A 14155-nucleotide genomic window follows, 5' to 3' on the forward strand; every position below is an offset into this window, starting at 1 on the left:
TTCCGCCTTATTCCGCCCCCGCAAGCAGCAAGGAGGATCTCCCATGGAGATTCGCGAAGGATTGACCTTCGATGATGTGCTCTTGCAACCCGGCGCGTCTGACGTTTTGCCGGGGAATGCGGACACGCGCACCATCATCGCCGACAATGTGAATTTGAACATTCCCATCCTGTCGGCCGCGATGGATACCGTCACCGAAGCGCCGATGGCGATTGCCATGGCGCAGGCCGGCGGTCTGGGCGTCATTCACCGTAATCTGACGATCGAACAACAGGCCGAGGAAGTGCGCCGCGTCAAGCGCTTTGAAAGCGGCATGGTCGTCAATCCGGTCACGATTGGCCCGGAAGCGACGCTGGCGGATCTGAACGCGCTGATGGCGCATCACAAGGTCTCCGGCATTCCGGTGGTGGAAAATGGCGAGGGCGGACCGGGCCGGCTGATTGGCATCATCACCAATCGCGATGTCCGCTTTGCCGATGATCCCAATGAAAAAGTCGCCAATCTGATGACGCGCAACGTCGTCACGGTGCGCGAGGGCGCAGGCGAGGATGAAGCCCGCCGCTTGCTGCACAAGCACCGCATCGAGCGCCTGCTGGTCGTTGATGGCGATCATAATTGTATCGGCCTGATCACCGTCAAAGACATGGAAAAGGCACAGACCCACCCGCTGGCCTCGAAAGACCGGCATGGGCGTTTGCGCTGTGCGGCGGCCACCACGGTGGGCGATAGCGGATATGAGCGCGCCGAAGCCCTGATGGCGGCGGGTGTGGATGTTGTCGTGATTGATACCGCGCATGGCATGTCGGCCTCGGTGATTGACCAGGTCAAACGCGTCAAACGCGCCTCCAACGCGACGCGCCTGGTAGCCGGCAACGTGGCGACTTATGACGGCGCGAAAGCCTTGATTGATGCGGGTGCTGATTGCGTGAAAGTCGGCATCGGGCCGGGTTCGATCTGCACCACTCGCATCGTTGCCGGTGTTGGCGTGCCCCAGCTGACCGCGATCATGGACTGCGCCAAGGCCGCAGAAGGGTCCGATACGCGGATTATCGCCGATGGCGGCATCAAATATTCCGGTGATTTTGCCAAGGCACTCGCTGCCGGGGCGGACGCGGTGATGATGGGCTCGGCTCTGGCCGGAACCGAAGAAAGCCCGGGCGAGGTGTTCCTTTATAAAGGCCGGTCCTACAAATCCTATCGCGGCATGGGCTCGGTTGGCGCCATGGCGCGCGGCTCGGCAGACCGGTATTTCCAGTCGGATGTGGGCGATCAGATGAAGCTGGTGCCTGAAGGCGTGGAAGGTCAGGTGCCGTATAAAGGCCCGACCGGTCCGATCCTGCACCAGATGGTCGGCGGCCTGCGCGCGGCGATGGGCTATACGGGCGCAAAGACGCTGCAGGACTTCCGCGAGAAGTCGGAATTTGTGCGCATCACCAATGCGGGCCTGAAAGAAAGCCATACGCACGATGTGACGATCACCCGCGAAGCGCCGAACTATCCAACGCCCTCATGAGGTTAGGGGGCCGCATCGCCGCGGCAATCGAGATCCTCGATGCCATCGAAACCCAGCGTCGCCCGCTGAAGCTGGCGGTGAAGGAATGGGGCGCCGCCCACCGCTTTGCGGGCTCCGGCGATCGCGCCTTCATTTCCGGCCTGGTGATGGATGCGCTGCGGCGCAAGCAGTCCCTGGCGTGGGCGATGCAGGCCGACACCTCCCGTGCGCTGGCGCTGGGCGTGGTGGGGCGCATCTGGAAAATTTCTCCGGAAGAGATCACCCGCCAGTTTGCTGAAGATCGCCACGCGCCCGATGCTTTGACAGACGCGGAAATCGCGGGTTTTGCGCGCGATCTACATGAAGCACCGACCCATGTGCGCGGCGATTATCCCGAATGGCTGGACGAAAGCATGCTGCGCGTCTTTGGCGAACAAGCCGCGGTGGAAGGCGCCGCCATGGCGGACCGCGCGCCGGTGGACCTCCGCGTCAATACGCTCAAAGCCGAGCCGGAAAAAGCACTGTCCGCCGTGCAATCGAAAATCCCGCAGGCCGTGCCGGGTGCGCTCGCGAAATCCTGCATCCGCATTCCGCTGAAAGACGCCACCGGCAAGTCGCCGCCGGCTGATGCGATTCCCGCCTATGGCAAGGGCTGGGTCGAAGTGCAGGATGAGGGCAGCCAGCTGGCCGGGCTCGCCAGCGGGGTCAAACCGGGCGATCAGGTGCTGGATTATTGCGCCGGGGCGGGTGGCAAGACGCTGGAGCTGGCCGCGCTGGCGGGTAATACCGGGCAGGTCCATGCCTGGGATGTCGACTGGCGCAGGCTGAAGGCCATCTGGCCAAGATTGCAGCGGGCGGGCGTGCGCAATGTGCAGGTCCATGACGGGCCGGAAAGCGAGCTTGCCAGCCTGGAAGGCAAGATGGATGTGGTGTTTGTCGATGCGCCCTGTACCGGGTCCGGTACCTGGCGGCGCCGGCCGGATTCGAAATGGCGGGTCAGTGAAAACGCTTTGAATCAACGTCTGAACGAACAAGACGAAGCGCTTGATAACGCAGCAAAATATGTAAAGCCGGGCGGACGGCTGGTCTATGTGACCTGTTCCATCCTGCCGGAAGAAAATATGGATCGGGTTGAGGCCTTCCTGACTCAAGACTTTAAGTTCAAACAGATCAATTCACGTGACGCTTTAACCGCATCCGGAGGCCTGACCGGCACGGCCGCTGAAACACTTTTGGGCTGCGAATTGCCATCCGGTGCGCTCCAATTATCCCCTCACCGAAGCCAGACCGATGGCTTCTTTATCGCGGTGATGGAGCGGGAATAGCCCCACCCACCTGCACCTGAACCGCACCGTCATGTTGACGCCCGGCGGGGCTGCCGGGCTAGATGCGCGCCGCAATGACGAGGGCAAGGAGCAGACAGTGGGCGAGAAATTCGACAAGCACAAACGCGCAGGCGATGACGCGTTTCAAAAGGGCGATATGGCCGGGGCTGCAGCGGCCTACAAAAAAGCCAGCGAGATCGACCCGCGCGATGATGATGTGCTGGCCGCCTATGCCCGCGCTGCGGGCGGAGCGGGCAGTGTGGTTGCCGCCGCTGAGGCCGCCGACAAAGTGCTGGGCCGTAACCCAACCCATGTCAGCGCGCTGGATACCGCCACCTCTGCCGCTTTTGCCATGCAAAAATGGCCGGAAACCGCCGGCCTGGCCGAGCGCTGGATAGAGGCCGGCGGGTTTAATTTGCGCGCCGGGCAGATGCGCGCGCAGGCCTATATTGAACTCAACAGGCCTTTCCAGGCGCGCGATGCCTTTGCCGAAGTGGTGGCCGCGCAGCCCGATAACGCTGTGTTTCAGGCCATTTTGGCGCGCCTGCATCTCGGGGCGTTTGATTTTGATGCGGCAGAAAAAGCCATTGCAGCCGCTCACAAGCTGGGCGACCCCACGCCGGATTCGCTGTTTGCACAAGGACGGTTGAACCTCTTCCTCGGCAAGATGGAGGAGGCCGCTGAAAGCTTCCGCGGCGTCATCAAGGCCGCGCCCACCTATGCCCCGGCCTATGCCGAGCTAGCGACGGTGCTGGGCAAGGATCTCGATGATCCCACCGCCTATTTCATGGACGAGTTGGCCGAACAGGCCGAACAGCCGCTGGAACACCGCGCTTCCCTGCAGTTTGCCATGGGCAATGTGCTGCATGAACGCGGCCGGTCGCGCGCGGCCTGGGATCATTTCCTCAAAGGCAATTCAAACACGCGCAAAGCCCTTAAAGCCAAGAATATTGGTTATAATCGCGAGGCGGAAAAAGCCCTGGTAGACGCGCCTTTGTTCTGGGAATTGCCAGAGCCATTGGAACCCGTGAAGGGCGCGCAACCCATTTTTATTGTCGGCATGCCGCGTTCCGGCACCACGTTGGCAGAAAGCGTGCTGGCTGCGCATGACGAGGTGACGGGCGCCGGCGAACTGACCGCCATGCCGGAAATCCTGCGCGAATTTCTGGATTGGTCGGCGGCAAATGAAGACGCGCCACTTTCCGGCGTGCCGCGCCGGAAACTGATTTCCGCGCGCAAGGCCTATCGCGACGCTTTGCCGAAAGGCGCGAAATATGTGGTCGACAAACAGCCACTGAATTTCCGTGCCATCCCGCTGATCCGCACGCTCTTTCCAGAAGCGCCGATCGTGCATATGCGCCGCAATCCGGTGGATACCGGCTTTTCTATCTTCCGGCATGATTTCAATCAGGCGTGGGCCTTCGCCACGACACTGGAAAACATTGCAGATTTCTACGGCCTGTACGCACAGACCGCGCACAAGCATTTGCCGGAAGAAACCTTGTTTCAATACGAGGTCTTTGCCGAAAACTTCGAGACCGAAGCCAAGCGTCTGATCGCCCATTGCGGGCTGGACTGGCAGGATCAATGTTTGACGATCGAAAACTCGGAGCGCCCCGTGGCGACCTTCTCGACCACACAGGTGCGCGAAGGCGTGTCCGGCACCACCGGGGATGCGCTGGCGCAATATGATACCCTGCTGTCGCCTTTTGCCGGAGCGCTGAAGGCCGCCGGTGTGGATCCAAAAACCGGGGCGTATCTGGGATAGGGCCTTCACGGACTCGCCCGCGACCCGGTTTTGAGCGATGGTCTTGGCATGACCAGAAAACTCTCATACAGCGCGCTGGAAAAGCTGGGCCGGGTGCGGTTGTCGCCAAACTATTTCTTCCGGGATTTTCTGTATTCGGAAATCTCGAATTATCACGGCATTCCCAACATCCCGCACCACCCCGATGTGGCCGTCGAGGCGGCGACGAAATTCTGTGAGCAATTGCTGGAGCCACTAACGGCGGCCTTCGGAAAAATCTCCATCCGCTCGGCCTACCGCTCTCCGGAGGTCAATCAGTTCGGCAATGAAAACGGGCTGAATTGTGCGTCAAACCAAGCCAATTATGGCGCTCACATCTTCGATTACCCCCACCCGGAGACGGGTCTGGGCGCCACTTGCACGCTTGTCGTGAATTCCTGGGTTGAGGAATTCGAGAAAACCAAGAACTGGCCGGCCATGGCCTGGTTCATCCATGATCATCTGCCGTATTCGCACATGTGGTTCTATCCCCAGCTGGGCGCGTTTAATCTGACTTGGTCCGAGACGCCTCAACGCATCATCAAAAGCTATGTGACGCCAAAGGGCACGCTCACCAAGCCGGGCATGGATAATCACGACACCGATCATTCCACCGAATACGATACGCCCTATTTCCGCGCGGCAGGGGAGCGGTTGAAAGCGTATTTGGCTGTGCGATCTTAAAACGTCATCCCGGCGGAAGCCGGGACCCAGAGCGGCGCTGAAATCTGTAAATTCATGCGCGCAATCTGCGCAGCGTTGAAGTGTGCGGCTAGTTAGCTCAGGGCGATGAAATGGTTATGGTGCAACTGGGTCCTGCCTTCCGGCAGGATGACGCAAGTGGTGAAAACGTGACCCTCCAGACTCGCCTTCCAGACTGACTCGCGCTAATCGCTCGCCATGCCAGATACCCACGACCTCTCCAAGCACCATGAACGCGTTCTGATCGTCGATTTCGGCTCTCAGGTGACGCAATTGATCGCCCGGCGCCTGCGTGAGAGCGGGGTTTATTGCGAAGTCCACCCCTATAACCGGGCGGAAAAGGCTTTCATCGCGGACTACGGCCCGCAAGCGATCATCCTGTCAGGGTCGCCGCATTCCACCCACTGGGAGGACAGCCCGCGCGCCGATGGATTTGTGTTTGAACTGGGCGTGCCAGTGCTGGGCATTTGTTATGGCGAACAGACCATGGTGTCCCAACTGGGCGGCTCGGTGGAAGAAAGCGATGAGCGCGAATTTGGCCGCGCCGATATCCAGATCGTCTCGGAAAGCCCGTTGTTTGAGGGCTTTGGCGATGTGGGCCATGAAGAGCGCGTCTGGATGAGCCATGGCGACCGCGTTGCCAGCCTGCCACAGGGCTTTCACGTCATCGCCACCTCTGGCAATGCGCCTTTTGCGGCGATTGCCGATGAGGGCCGGCAGTTTTATGGCGTGCAATTCCACCCGGAAGTCGTGCACACGCCGCGCGGCGCGAAGCTGCTACGCAATTTCACGCACAATATTGCCGGTCTGCATGGTGATTGGACGATGGCCGCCTTCCGCGAGGAAGCCATGGCCAAAATCCGCGACCAGGTCGGCTCCGGCCGGGTCATCTGCGGGCTTTCCGGCGGGGTCGATAGCGCCGTGGCCGCCAAGCTGATCCATGATGCTATTGGCGATCAGCTGACCTGCGTGTTCGTCGATACCGGCCTGATGCGCCATCGCGAAGCCGAAGAAGTCGTCGGCCTGTTCCGCGATACGTTCAACATTCCGCTGGTCCATGCCGATGAGGAAGATCTGTTCCTCGGCGAGCTGGAGGGCGTCTCCGATCCGGAAGCCAAGCGAAAGACCATCGGGCGGCTGTTCATTGATGTGTTTGAAAAACACGCGCATGAGGCCGGCGGCGCGGACTTCCTGGCGCAGGGCACGCTTTATCCGGATGTGATTGAGAGCGTCTCTTTTGATGGTGGCCCGTCGGTGACCATCAAGTCCCACCACAATGTCGGCGGCCTGCCCGAGCGCATGAATATGAAGCTGGTCGAACCCTTGCGCGAGCTTTTCAAGGATGAGGTGAGGGCGCTGGGCCGTGAGCTGGGCCTGCCGGAGGCGTTTATTGGCCGTCATCCCTTCCCAGGGCCGGGTCTGGGCATTCGCATTCCCGGCGCGGTCTCGAAAGAAAAAGCCGACATTCTGCGCAAGGCCGACGCCATCTATATCGAGGAAATCCGGAAAGCCGGACTGTACGATACGATCTGGCAGGCTTTTGCCGTCTTGCTACCGGTTCAGACCGTCGGTGTGATGGGCGATGCCCGCACCTATGACCATGTACTGGCCCTGCGCGCGGTGACCTCCGTAGACGGCATGACGGCGGATTACTTCCCCTTTGATCATGATTTCCTGGGCCGAACGGCCACCCGCATCATCAATGAAGTCCGCGGCGTCAATCGCGTGGTCTATGACGTGACGTCCAAACCCCCCGGCACGATTGAGTGGGAGTAGGGGGTTTTCAACTAAAAAACAGCGAATTAGATCGGCAAGTTCTTTGAAGGTCATCTCGAATCTCGAAGACAATTTTGTTGTCGATTGAAGAATTTGTGACCCTTTTCAAAAGAACCTCATCGATAAACAAATAGACTGAACCATAGGCATCTACCGAAGCAGGAAGCCTTGATTGCAGCTTTTCTTCGGGGAAACCCATTCCCATCCAATTCAAATTAGATGGCAATCGCCGAAGCGTAATGGCAGACTTAATCCAATCAGACAGCCGAAACGGCTTTATTTTGACGAACAGCATCATGTCGCGGATTGTGATTTTGAATACTGAGTCATTAGTGACGATCAGGTAGACACCATATTGAGAGCGGTCGCGTTCTTTTTTGAAACCGTAAACGGCCTTCAATCGGATTCGCGGTCGCGAAGCTCGAATCTGCCAAACGAATACAATTGTTGAAAGAACTGCGGCATAACCGGCAATTGCGAGAGTTGCTGTATCCATAAATACAAGGATTGCGTGATTCCATGGTTCAAACGAAGCAAAGCCAGCTCTCCCGCCTCGACGCCCTGGAAATGCTTGCTGCGGAACAACAGCGCACGATCGACGAGCTGTCTGACGTGTTGACCCATCAACAAAAGGAAATCGAGCGCCTGAAAAAGCGGCTTGAAGCCTCTGATGATCGCATTGCCGAGCTTGAGGCCGGTCTGCCCACGCCGGTCCATGAAAAGCCGCCTCATTATTGACTCTAAACCCGGGACCCTCGGGCTGGGCCCGCGGGATGGATGCTCACCGTTCATCTGGCTGCAGGAGCCTTGATGGTACCATGGCATACAAGCATGAGCAGGCGTTCGCTAGGCCGATATGAAAATCCCTAATCTCGAGTTTCCGCAGGCGTGGTGGACGGGCAAAGGAAGCGAACTTCGTAATCCAAACACTGTGCGCCATCTTGCTCGGCGTTCCGGCAGATGAAACCACGCTCTAGAGTGCAGGTAACATTCTGTCCGGTTTCTGATGCTGGTTGTGTCGAAGCCACCGCCCGGCATTCCACGTCGATTGGTGCCGCACAAGTGTTTCCATCTGCAAGATGATCATCAAGTTTATCATAATCACCTGAACCGCCGGGTCTGTCTCGATTGAGCCAAGGGGTCCAAGTTGATCTTACAGGCTCTTCTGGTTCCGTTCGAGCGAGAACAGAAGCTATTTCTGCGGACGCTCCATTTGCCAGTACAGCTGCAATCTCTGCTGCGGTGAGGGCCTCTGGATCCGCTATTGCGAGTATCGATACTCTTTCGGCAGGCGCGGCATCTTCCAAAAGATCTTCCAGCGATATTTGGCGAACCGGAATACTGGTCCAGCCGTCCTCTGTGCACCTATGACCTCCGCCAATTACAGTGCCAACGGTGCACATGCTCCGGCCGCCATCTGCGTGGTTAATGTAGCATCTGGCGTTACTTTGCCCAATGGCGCTACCTATGTAGCCACGGGTGCAAGCAGCGCCGGCCGCTGTCGTCAAGAATGTTGAGAGAATGAGAAGAGAAAATAAACCTAAAACCAATCGCATTTGATTATTCCTTTATTGTCTCGCTACTCAAATTTACCAAACTCTCGCAATAAAATACAGGTTGCCAAAGCAATTCGTCTAGCGCTGATCGTGTATATTCCTGGCTAGCGAATGAGGCGCAAGATGCTGATCAATGCGTCTAACAACCCCGGATAGTGGGTGGGCTGGCAATAGCGACCATTGTATGAACGATTGTGATCAGAGCTGCGTTACCACCTCAGTCAATCCCGATCAGTAGCCCACCAGAGCGCGGCTGGGCGCAATGCTGCCCACGCCGGGCCGTGAAAAGCCACCGCATTATTGAGCAATAATTTCGTCATCCCGCCTGTCCCCGCGAAAGCGGGGAGCCAGCGTTAGCCTTGTCCGGGACCCATTCCGTAATGGTGAAGCTCCGGCATGGGTTCCGGGCACGCACTGCGTGCACCCCGGAATGACGCGTGTGGTACACAACCCAGCATCAGGCCTGTTTCTGGTCGTCATCCGGTGGGGGCTTATTCAGGATGGAAAGCCGCGCATTCCCTGCTAACCTGAGGGCGTGAAGGGACCAACATCATGATCCTGCGCCGGTTGACGCAACATGTCCGCGAGCAGAACTGGCTCGCGGTCGCGCTCGATTTTCTGATCGTGGTAATTGGCGTGTTCGTCGGTCTTCAGGTTTCAAACTGGAATGAGGCTCGTTCTCAACGACTACAAGCCGCGCAGTTTCTCGACGATATTGCCGCAGACCTGCGCGCTGACCGCGAGGAGATAGACAATACTCTGCGCGCAGCCGGCGTGCGGTTTTCGGCCTCGGCCATTGTTCTGGAGCGTTCGATCGATTGGCAATCGCCAGCGTTGATACCGTCCGTCGAGGGTGACCTCATTCCATTGGATGTGCCGTCTCACGACATTGACTGGACAGCGCAACGCGCCGTCTACAACGCGACTCGCTTCACAACTTTCGATGTGGAACGCCACACCTATGACGGGCTGGTTAGCAGCGGCAACATCCTGTTGTTATCCGATGACGCGCTGGCGGCCCGGCTTCGGGCGCATTATGCGCGCGTGGACGGTTTCAATGATGTCGAAGACCAGCATTATCGCCAGTCAGTTAATCAGGTTCGCGTTGAATTCATGAATGCGGGAATCGGCCGGCTCGATTCCATTGAATGGGAAGCTTTGACAGCCGCTGTGGGAGAGCGGCTGGAGCTTGCTGGCGCGCTGAAATGGGTAAATAGCGATGCCCTTCATCAGATACGCGCTCTTCAGCTTCTGCGGTCCGATACAGAGGCGTTGATTGCTGCTGTTGAAGGGGCCGCGCCATGATCCTGAGCCGTCTTTCCAATGCGCTGCGCCGTCAGGACTGGCTAACCATCTTGATCGAGTCCGTGCTGATTATCGCCGGGGTTTTGATCGCGCTGCAGGTCAATAACTGGAATGAGGCCAGAGCAAATGCGCAAGGCGCGGTCAGCGCGCTGACACGCCTGCAAGAAGAGGTCGAAGCCAATATCGCGATTATAGACGACTCGCTCGCAGAGCTGGAGGGTGAAGCGGAAGCCAGAGAGGGGACAGTTGCAGTGATCGGATCCTGCGACCCGTCCGCTGAAGCCGCTGAGCAGGTGGCGCAGGCCATCATGAATACGACCGGCGATATTGTGCCGGCGTTCCAAGAGCCCGCCGCCGAGGGGCTGGCGCGCCGGGAGGAATATCTTGACCTGATGTCGAACGGGTTTCGATCAGCTTTTTATGCCTACACAGCGGCTTTTTCCGACGAACAGGAGCAGCTTCAAGTCAATTTCGGTCTCATGTGGGATCATCATGTCATTTATCATCCGGCCATTCTGCTCCAACCCAATCCGGATCGACCTGGAGTATCCTCTCTGGTGATTGTCGGAGGCTTGCCGGCCGTCTGTGAAGACACTCAATTTGTGAATCGTTTTGTTCTGACGATTGCTTGGCACAATTCTACGGCGTCGCGCTTGCGCCGGTTCCGGGAGACAGCGGTGGATTTCCTTGCCGTTGTCGAGCAGGAAAAAGAGGCGCTGCCATGATCCTGCGCCGGATTGCCGATGCGCTTCGCCGTCAGGACTGGATAACGGTGCTGATCGAGTTTGTACTAGTTATCGCCGGTGTCCTGATCGCCTTGCAGGTCAATAACTGGAATGAAACGCGGGCGGCCCAGGCGCGGCTGGATCGCTATGTGGACGAGCTGCAACTGGACTTGGCGGCAGAGCGTGAAGAGATGATGCGCGTCCAGCAGATCGCAATCGAGCGGCACGCGGCCCTGTCCTATATCTTAGGTGAGGCGATTGATTGGGCCATGCCCGATGTCATTGAACGATTCGGCGAGGATTTGCAGATCGACCCGATCCCTGAATTCGAGGTGGAATTAGGTCAGGCTATTTTCAACGAAGTCCTGACGCTGGAAACCTTCGATGGCCAGCGCCATACCTTCGATGCGCTGACCAATACCGGTGAGTTTCAGCTGTTCAACCGCCGCCCGATCGCCCGGGATTTGCGCGCGCATTACGCGGATATCTCCTCCTTCCAGGATTTTGAATCCAATTATCTTCTGCCGCGTTATCTGGGCCTGTACGAGCAGCTTCATGAACACGGGATTGCGCGTTTCGATGAGGTCGACCCGGACGCTTTGATCGGCGTAGTCTTGGAGGACCCGGTGCTGGCCTCACGGCTGCGCGAATTCGCGATCCTGACGGATGTGCAATATCGTCGGCTCATCCCGCTGATTGAAGAGACCGAAGCGCTCGAAGCCCGGCTGGCAGTTCTCCAGTAGGCGTGTCTGCGCCACAGACGATAATCATCCGTACGGTGAATAAAAAGATTCTCCACCACTTCTGGTCGCGTTCGTGCTAGCCTGCTTGCGTTCAGCGGGAAGGGTCGAACCATGTCGTTTCAAGCCGGCAAGAGCTATTTCATTGCCCAGCCTTCAGTGCATATCCGGGCCACAGCCTCTGCAAAAGCAAAATCGCTAAATCATCTGATTTTCGGCGATTGGGTGCGGTGTCTGGAAAGCGAATCCGGGGGCTGGGTGAAAATTTACTCGCGGCGGAAATCCGGATTTGTCCGCGAAGACGAGCTGACGCAGAACCGCGCCCTGGAGGTCAATTTTCTCGATATCGGTCAGGGCGACAGCGCCCATATCGTGACGCCCGATGATCAGGTGATGATCATTGATGGCGGCATGACCAATAATCTCTACCGCTTTCTCGCCTGGCGCTATAATCTTCGCCAACGCGATGAAAACACAGCACCTTTCGATATTGATTATGTCGTCATCAGCCACCCGGACAAGGATCATTATTATGGCCTGCGGCACGTTTTCGCCGAACCGAAGCTGTCGATCAAAACCGTGCTCCACAACGGCATCTTCGAGAAAAAGGATGCGCCGGGCGAAAAAGCCGCAGACAAGGCCGCGGGCTTTGCCTGGTCCTCGGACCTGGGCCGGGCCTACCGGCCAAAGCGCGGCACGACCTACCTGCTGGACCTGGTCCGCACCACCACGGATATGCGCCGCGTCGTGGCACAACAGGCTGGGCTGAACAGCGCCAAAAATTACTTTCAGACCTTCGATGCGTTGCGGGACAACCCGTCGAACGCAGGCTGTACCTATCGGATGATCGATGCCAGCGACGGGTTTCTCGACGGGTTCGAAGACGGCAAGCCGCTATCTATAGAAATCCTGGGCCCGGTCACCGAAGAGGTAGAGATCGACGGCAAGACGCACACTGTTTTGCGCACGCTGGGCAAGGAAAGCGAGACCAAGAATGGGCATTCGGTCATTTTCCGGTTCAAGATTGGTGCTATCCGTATCTTGCTGGGCGGCGATCTGAACACCGCGTCCGAAGATTATCTCCTGCGCCATTATACCGGTATTCAGGAAGACGCGTCCGATCTCGACAAGGCGATTTACAAGCTGGAACGCAAGGGCAGTTCTGCGACGCCTGACGAGATCCGCGAGCTGGATGCGTCCCGTGCGGCGAGGGATCATATTGTTGCCGTCGCCCGAAGCCGGTTCGAGGTTGATGTTGCCAAGGCCTGCCATCATGGCAGCCATCATTTCTCCGAAACCTTCCTGAAAGCACTTAATGCCATCGCCACGGTGATTTCCAGCGGGGACGAGGAGAGTTATGGCCATCCGCGGCCCGATGCGCTGGGCGCTTTTGGCAAATGTGGACGGGGCCATCGCCCGTTGATTTTCTCGACCGAAATTGCGCGATCCACGCGGGAATTCACGCCGATCAAGGCCTATTTCGACAAGCTTCGGGACTATGAAGCGAAAATCGCTGCCGCTGAGGATGCCGCAGAGAAGAAGCGGCTGACCGAATGGATGGAGGGCGCAAAGGACAGCAATGTGGCGCGCTATGGCATGGTGACGCTGCGCACAGACGGCACGACGACCATTATCGCGACCAAGCTGGAAGTGCCAAACGGCGATACCAAATGGGATATCCATCAGCTGGAAATCAATGCGGATACCGGTCAGGTCGAATATCGCGACAAAACGAAAGAGCACTAGGCTTCAAGGAGTGGTGCCACGAAAAAGCCCTGCTAGTCTTGAGGCATGATCGACAAGCGTACCGCTCTTCTTGACAAGCTCTCTGATTATGTGCTCGCGCACGGCATTGGCGCGGCCAGCTTGCGGCCCATGGCCAAGGCGGCGGGCACGAGCGACCGCATGCTGCTCTATTATTTTCCGGACAAGGATGCGCTGATTGAAGCCGTGCTGACCCATATCGCCGGGCGGTTGATGGCGGTCTTTGGTGATCCGGCAGATCTCGAGAAACTGCCTTTGGAGCCCCTGACTGAAAAAATCTATTCCCAGATGATCAGCGAACCCGTCTGGCCCTATGCGCGGCTTTGGCTGGAAATGACCGCGCTGGCCGCCAGCGGCGATGAAAAACTCAAAGCCATCGGCGGCGCGATAGGGCGGGGCTTTCTGGAATGGGGCGCTGGCCAGCTCGATTGCGCTGAGGCTGACCGTGCAGGCGAGGCGGCCCGGCTGATGATCGGCGTGGAAGGCCGGCTGGTTTTAAAAAGCCTGGGCCTGGACGATGTGAACGCCGCCGCGCGCTAGGCCTTTTTGTTCATGGCATAGGCGAGGAACAGGCCCACGCCAGCCCCCCAGAGAATGGTTCCGCCCGCGCCAGCATGAAGCTCGACCGTGGCCCCATAAAGCTGCGGATACCAGGCCAGCGCCGCGCCATCACAGATCATGGCGGCTGCCGTGCCGACCGAAAATCCCATGGCCAGCGTTTGCCGCGTCAGGCCGGTGATCTTCTGAAACAGGATCACAAAGGGCAGGGTACCGGGAACAATCGCGGCATAAAGAATGATCCGCGCCATGCCGTCATATATGCCCATTGGCCCTAAAATGCGCAGCAGCATGGCGGCCACAAACCAGAGAATGACTCCCATCAATACGGAGAGCCAGAATTGGCGGCCGGAGAGGCCGAGATTGGCAGCGAGGTTCATGACAGGCTCCTGTAGCGATTGCTACAGAGCGGTTTATCAGAATGTA

The 14155-nt window shown here is 58.2% G+C and carries 14 protein-coding genes; 11 read left to right on the plus strand and 3 right to left on the minus strand.

What is annotated here, in order from left to right:
• The first annotated feature begins 43 nt into the window (after nucleotides 1-43).
• From guaB to guaA, 5 genes are all read left to right on the plus strand, one after another.
• On the plus strand, nucleotides 44-1513 hold the full coding sequence (guaB, locus tag ACO079_RS01600; RefSeq protein WP_421791302.1) for an IMP dehydrogenase: 1470 nt from the start codon (nucleotides 44-46) through the stop codon (nucleotides 1511-1513).
• On the plus strand, nucleotides 1510-2817 hold the full coding sequence (locus ACO079_RS01605) for an RsmB/NOP family class I SAM-dependent RNA methyltransferase (RefSeq protein ID WP_421791304.1): 1308 nt from the start codon (nucleotides 1510-1512) through the stop codon (nucleotides 2815-2817). The genes guaB and ACO079_RS01605 overlap by 4 nt, the downstream gene beginning before the upstream one ends.
• A gap of 31 nt (nucleotides 2818-2848) precedes the next feature.
• Nucleotides 2849-4585, plus strand: coding sequence for a tetratricopeptide repeat-containing sulfotransferase family protein (locus ACO079_RS01610; protein ID WP_421791306.1), 1737 nt, complete (start codon nucleotides 2849-2851; stop codon nucleotides 4583-4585).
• Between the two features lie 48 nt (nucleotides 4586-4633).
• The gene (locus tag ACO079_RS01615; protein ID WP_421791308.1) at nucleotides 4634-5287 is read left to right on the plus strand and encodes a peptidase M15; all 654 of its coding nucleotides are present in this window, start codon (nucleotides 4634-4636) and stop codon (nucleotides 5285-5287) included.
• Nucleotides 5288-5503: 216 nt separating this feature from the next.
• The gene (guaA, locus tag ACO079_RS01620) at nucleotides 5504-7081 is read left to right on the plus strand and encodes a glutamine-hydrolyzing GMP synthase (protein WP_421791310.1); all 1578 of its coding nucleotides are present in this window, start codon (nucleotides 5504-5506) and stop codon (nucleotides 7079-7081) included.
• A gap of 7 nt (nucleotides 7082-7088) precedes the next feature.
• On the opposite strand, the gene ACO079_RS01625 is transcribed toward guaA, so the two are convergent.
• Nucleotides 7089-7577, minus strand: coding sequence for a hypothetical protein (locus tag ACO079_RS01625; RefSeq protein ID WP_421791311.1), 489 nt, complete (start codon nucleotides 7575-7577; stop codon nucleotides 7089-7091).
• 23 nt (nucleotides 7578-7600) lie between these two features.
• Here ACO079_RS01625 and ACO079_RS01630 point away from each other — a divergent pair, with 23 nt between their 5' ends.
• The gene (locus ACO079_RS01630) at nucleotides 7601-7819 is read left to right on the plus strand and encodes a SlyX family protein (RefSeq protein WP_421791313.1); all 219 of its coding nucleotides are present in this window, start codon (nucleotides 7601-7603) and stop codon (nucleotides 7817-7819) included.
• A gap of 128 nt (nucleotides 7820-7947) precedes the next feature.
• On the opposite strand, the gene ACO079_RS01635 is transcribed toward ACO079_RS01630, so the two are convergent.
• A complete protein-coding gene (locus ACO079_RS01635; protein ID WP_421791314.1) occupies nucleotides 7948-8637 on the minus strand; it encodes a hypothetical protein in 690 nt (229 codons plus the stop codon).
• A gap of 552 nt (nucleotides 8638-9189) precedes the next feature.
• Between ACO079_RS01635 and ACO079_RS01640 the strand changes: the two genes are divergently transcribed.
• From ACO079_RS01640 to ACO079_RS01660, 5 genes are all read left to right on the plus strand, one after another.
• On the plus strand, nucleotides 9190-9942 hold the full coding sequence (locus tag ACO079_RS01640) for a hypothetical protein (RefSeq protein WP_421791316.1): 753 nt from the start codon (nucleotides 9190-9192) through the stop codon (nucleotides 9940-9942).
• The gene (locus ACO079_RS01645; RefSeq protein WP_421791318.1) at nucleotides 9939-10667 is read left to right on the plus strand and encodes a hypothetical protein; all 729 of its coding nucleotides are present in this window, start codon (nucleotides 9939-9941) and stop codon (nucleotides 10665-10667) included. The genes ACO079_RS01640 and ACO079_RS01645 overlap by 4 nt, the downstream gene beginning before the upstream one ends.
• The gene (locus ACO079_RS01650) at nucleotides 10664-11410 is read left to right on the plus strand and encodes a hypothetical protein (RefSeq protein WP_421791319.1); all 747 of its coding nucleotides are present in this window, start codon (nucleotides 10664-10666) and stop codon (nucleotides 11408-11410) included. The genes ACO079_RS01645 and ACO079_RS01650 overlap by 4 nt, the downstream gene beginning before the upstream one ends.
• A 111-nt stretch (nucleotides 11411-11521) precedes the next feature.
• A complete protein-coding gene (locus tag ACO079_RS01655) occupies nucleotides 11522-13153 on the plus strand; it encodes an MBL fold metallo-hydrolase (RefSeq protein WP_421791320.1) in 1632 nt (543 codons plus the stop codon).
• 45 nt (nucleotides 13154-13198) lie between these two features.
• Nucleotides 13199-13711 carry a TetR family transcriptional regulator gene (locus tag ACO079_RS01660; protein ID WP_421791321.1) on the plus strand — a complete coding sequence of 171 codons (513 nt, stop codon included), beginning with the start codon at nucleotides 13199-13201 and terminating at the stop codon, nucleotides 13709-13711.
• On the opposite strand, the gene ACO079_RS01665 is transcribed toward ACO079_RS01660, so the two are convergent.
• A complete protein-coding gene (locus ACO079_RS01665; protein ID WP_421791323.1) occupies nucleotides 13708-14109 on the minus strand; it encodes a hypothetical protein in 402 nt (133 codons plus the stop codon). The two genes, ACO079_RS01660 and ACO079_RS01665, sit on opposite strands and share 4 nt — an antisense overlap.
• Nucleotides 14110-14155 lie beyond the last annotated feature (46 nt).

Source organism: Hyphobacterium sp., assembly GCF_965228115.1.
Lineage (GTDB): Bacteria > Pseudomonadota > Alphaproteobacteria > Caulobacterales > Maricaulaceae > Hyphobacterium.

Coding starts and splice junctions, on each gene's coding strand:
- ACO079_RS01610 (WP_421791306.1), top strand. CDS start 2,849: ATGTTGACGCCCGGCGGGGCTGCCGGGCTAGATGCGCGCCGCAATGAC.
- ACO079_RS01655 (WP_421791320.1), top strand. CDS start 11,522: ATGTCGTTTCAAGCCGGCAAGAGCTATTTCATTGCCCAGCCTTCAGTG.
- guaB (WP_421791302.1), top strand. CDS start 44: ATGGAGATTCGCGAAGGATTGACCTTCGATGATGTGCTCTTGCAACCC.
- ACO079_RS01645 (WP_421791318.1), top strand. CDS start 9,939: ATGATCCTGAGCCGTCTTTCCAATGCGCTGCGCCGTCAGGACTGGCTA.
- ACO079_RS01660 (WP_421791321.1), top strand. CDS start 13,199: ATGATCGACAAGCGTACCGCTCTTCTTGACAAGCTCTCTGATTATGTG.
- ACO079_RS01630 (WP_421791313.1), top strand. CDS start 7,601: ATGGTTCAAACGAAGCAAAGCCAGCTCTCCCGCCTCGACGCCCTGGAA.
- ACO079_RS01615 (WP_421791308.1), top strand. CDS start 4,634: ATGACCAGAAAACTCTCATACAGCGCGCTGGAAAAGCTGGGCCGGGTG.
- ACO079_RS01625 (WP_421791311.1), bottom strand. CDS start 7,577: ATGGATACAGCAACTCTCGCAATTGCCGGTTATGCCGCAGTTCTTTCA.
- ACO079_RS01650 (WP_421791319.1), top strand. CDS start 10,664: ATGATCCTGCGCCGGATTGCCGATGCGCTTCGCCGTCAGGACTGGATA.
- ACO079_RS01635 (WP_421791314.1), bottom strand. CDS start 8,637: ATGCGATTGGTTTTAGGTTTATTTTCTCTTCTCATTCTCTCAACATTC.
- ACO079_RS01665 (WP_421791323.1), bottom strand. CDS start 14,109: ATGAACCTCGCTGCCAATCTCGGCCTCTCCGGCCGCCAATTCTGGCTC.
- ACO079_RS01605 (WP_421791304.1), top strand. CDS start 1,510: ATGAGGTTAGGGGGCCGCATCGCCGCGGCAATCGAGATCCTCGATGCC.
- guaA (WP_421791310.1), top strand. CDS start 5,504: ATGCCAGATACCCACGACCTCTCCAAGCACCATGAACGCGTTCTGATC.
- ACO079_RS01640 (WP_421791316.1), top strand. CDS start 9,190: ATGATCCTGCGCCGGTTGACGCAACATGTCCGCGAGCAGAACTGGCTC.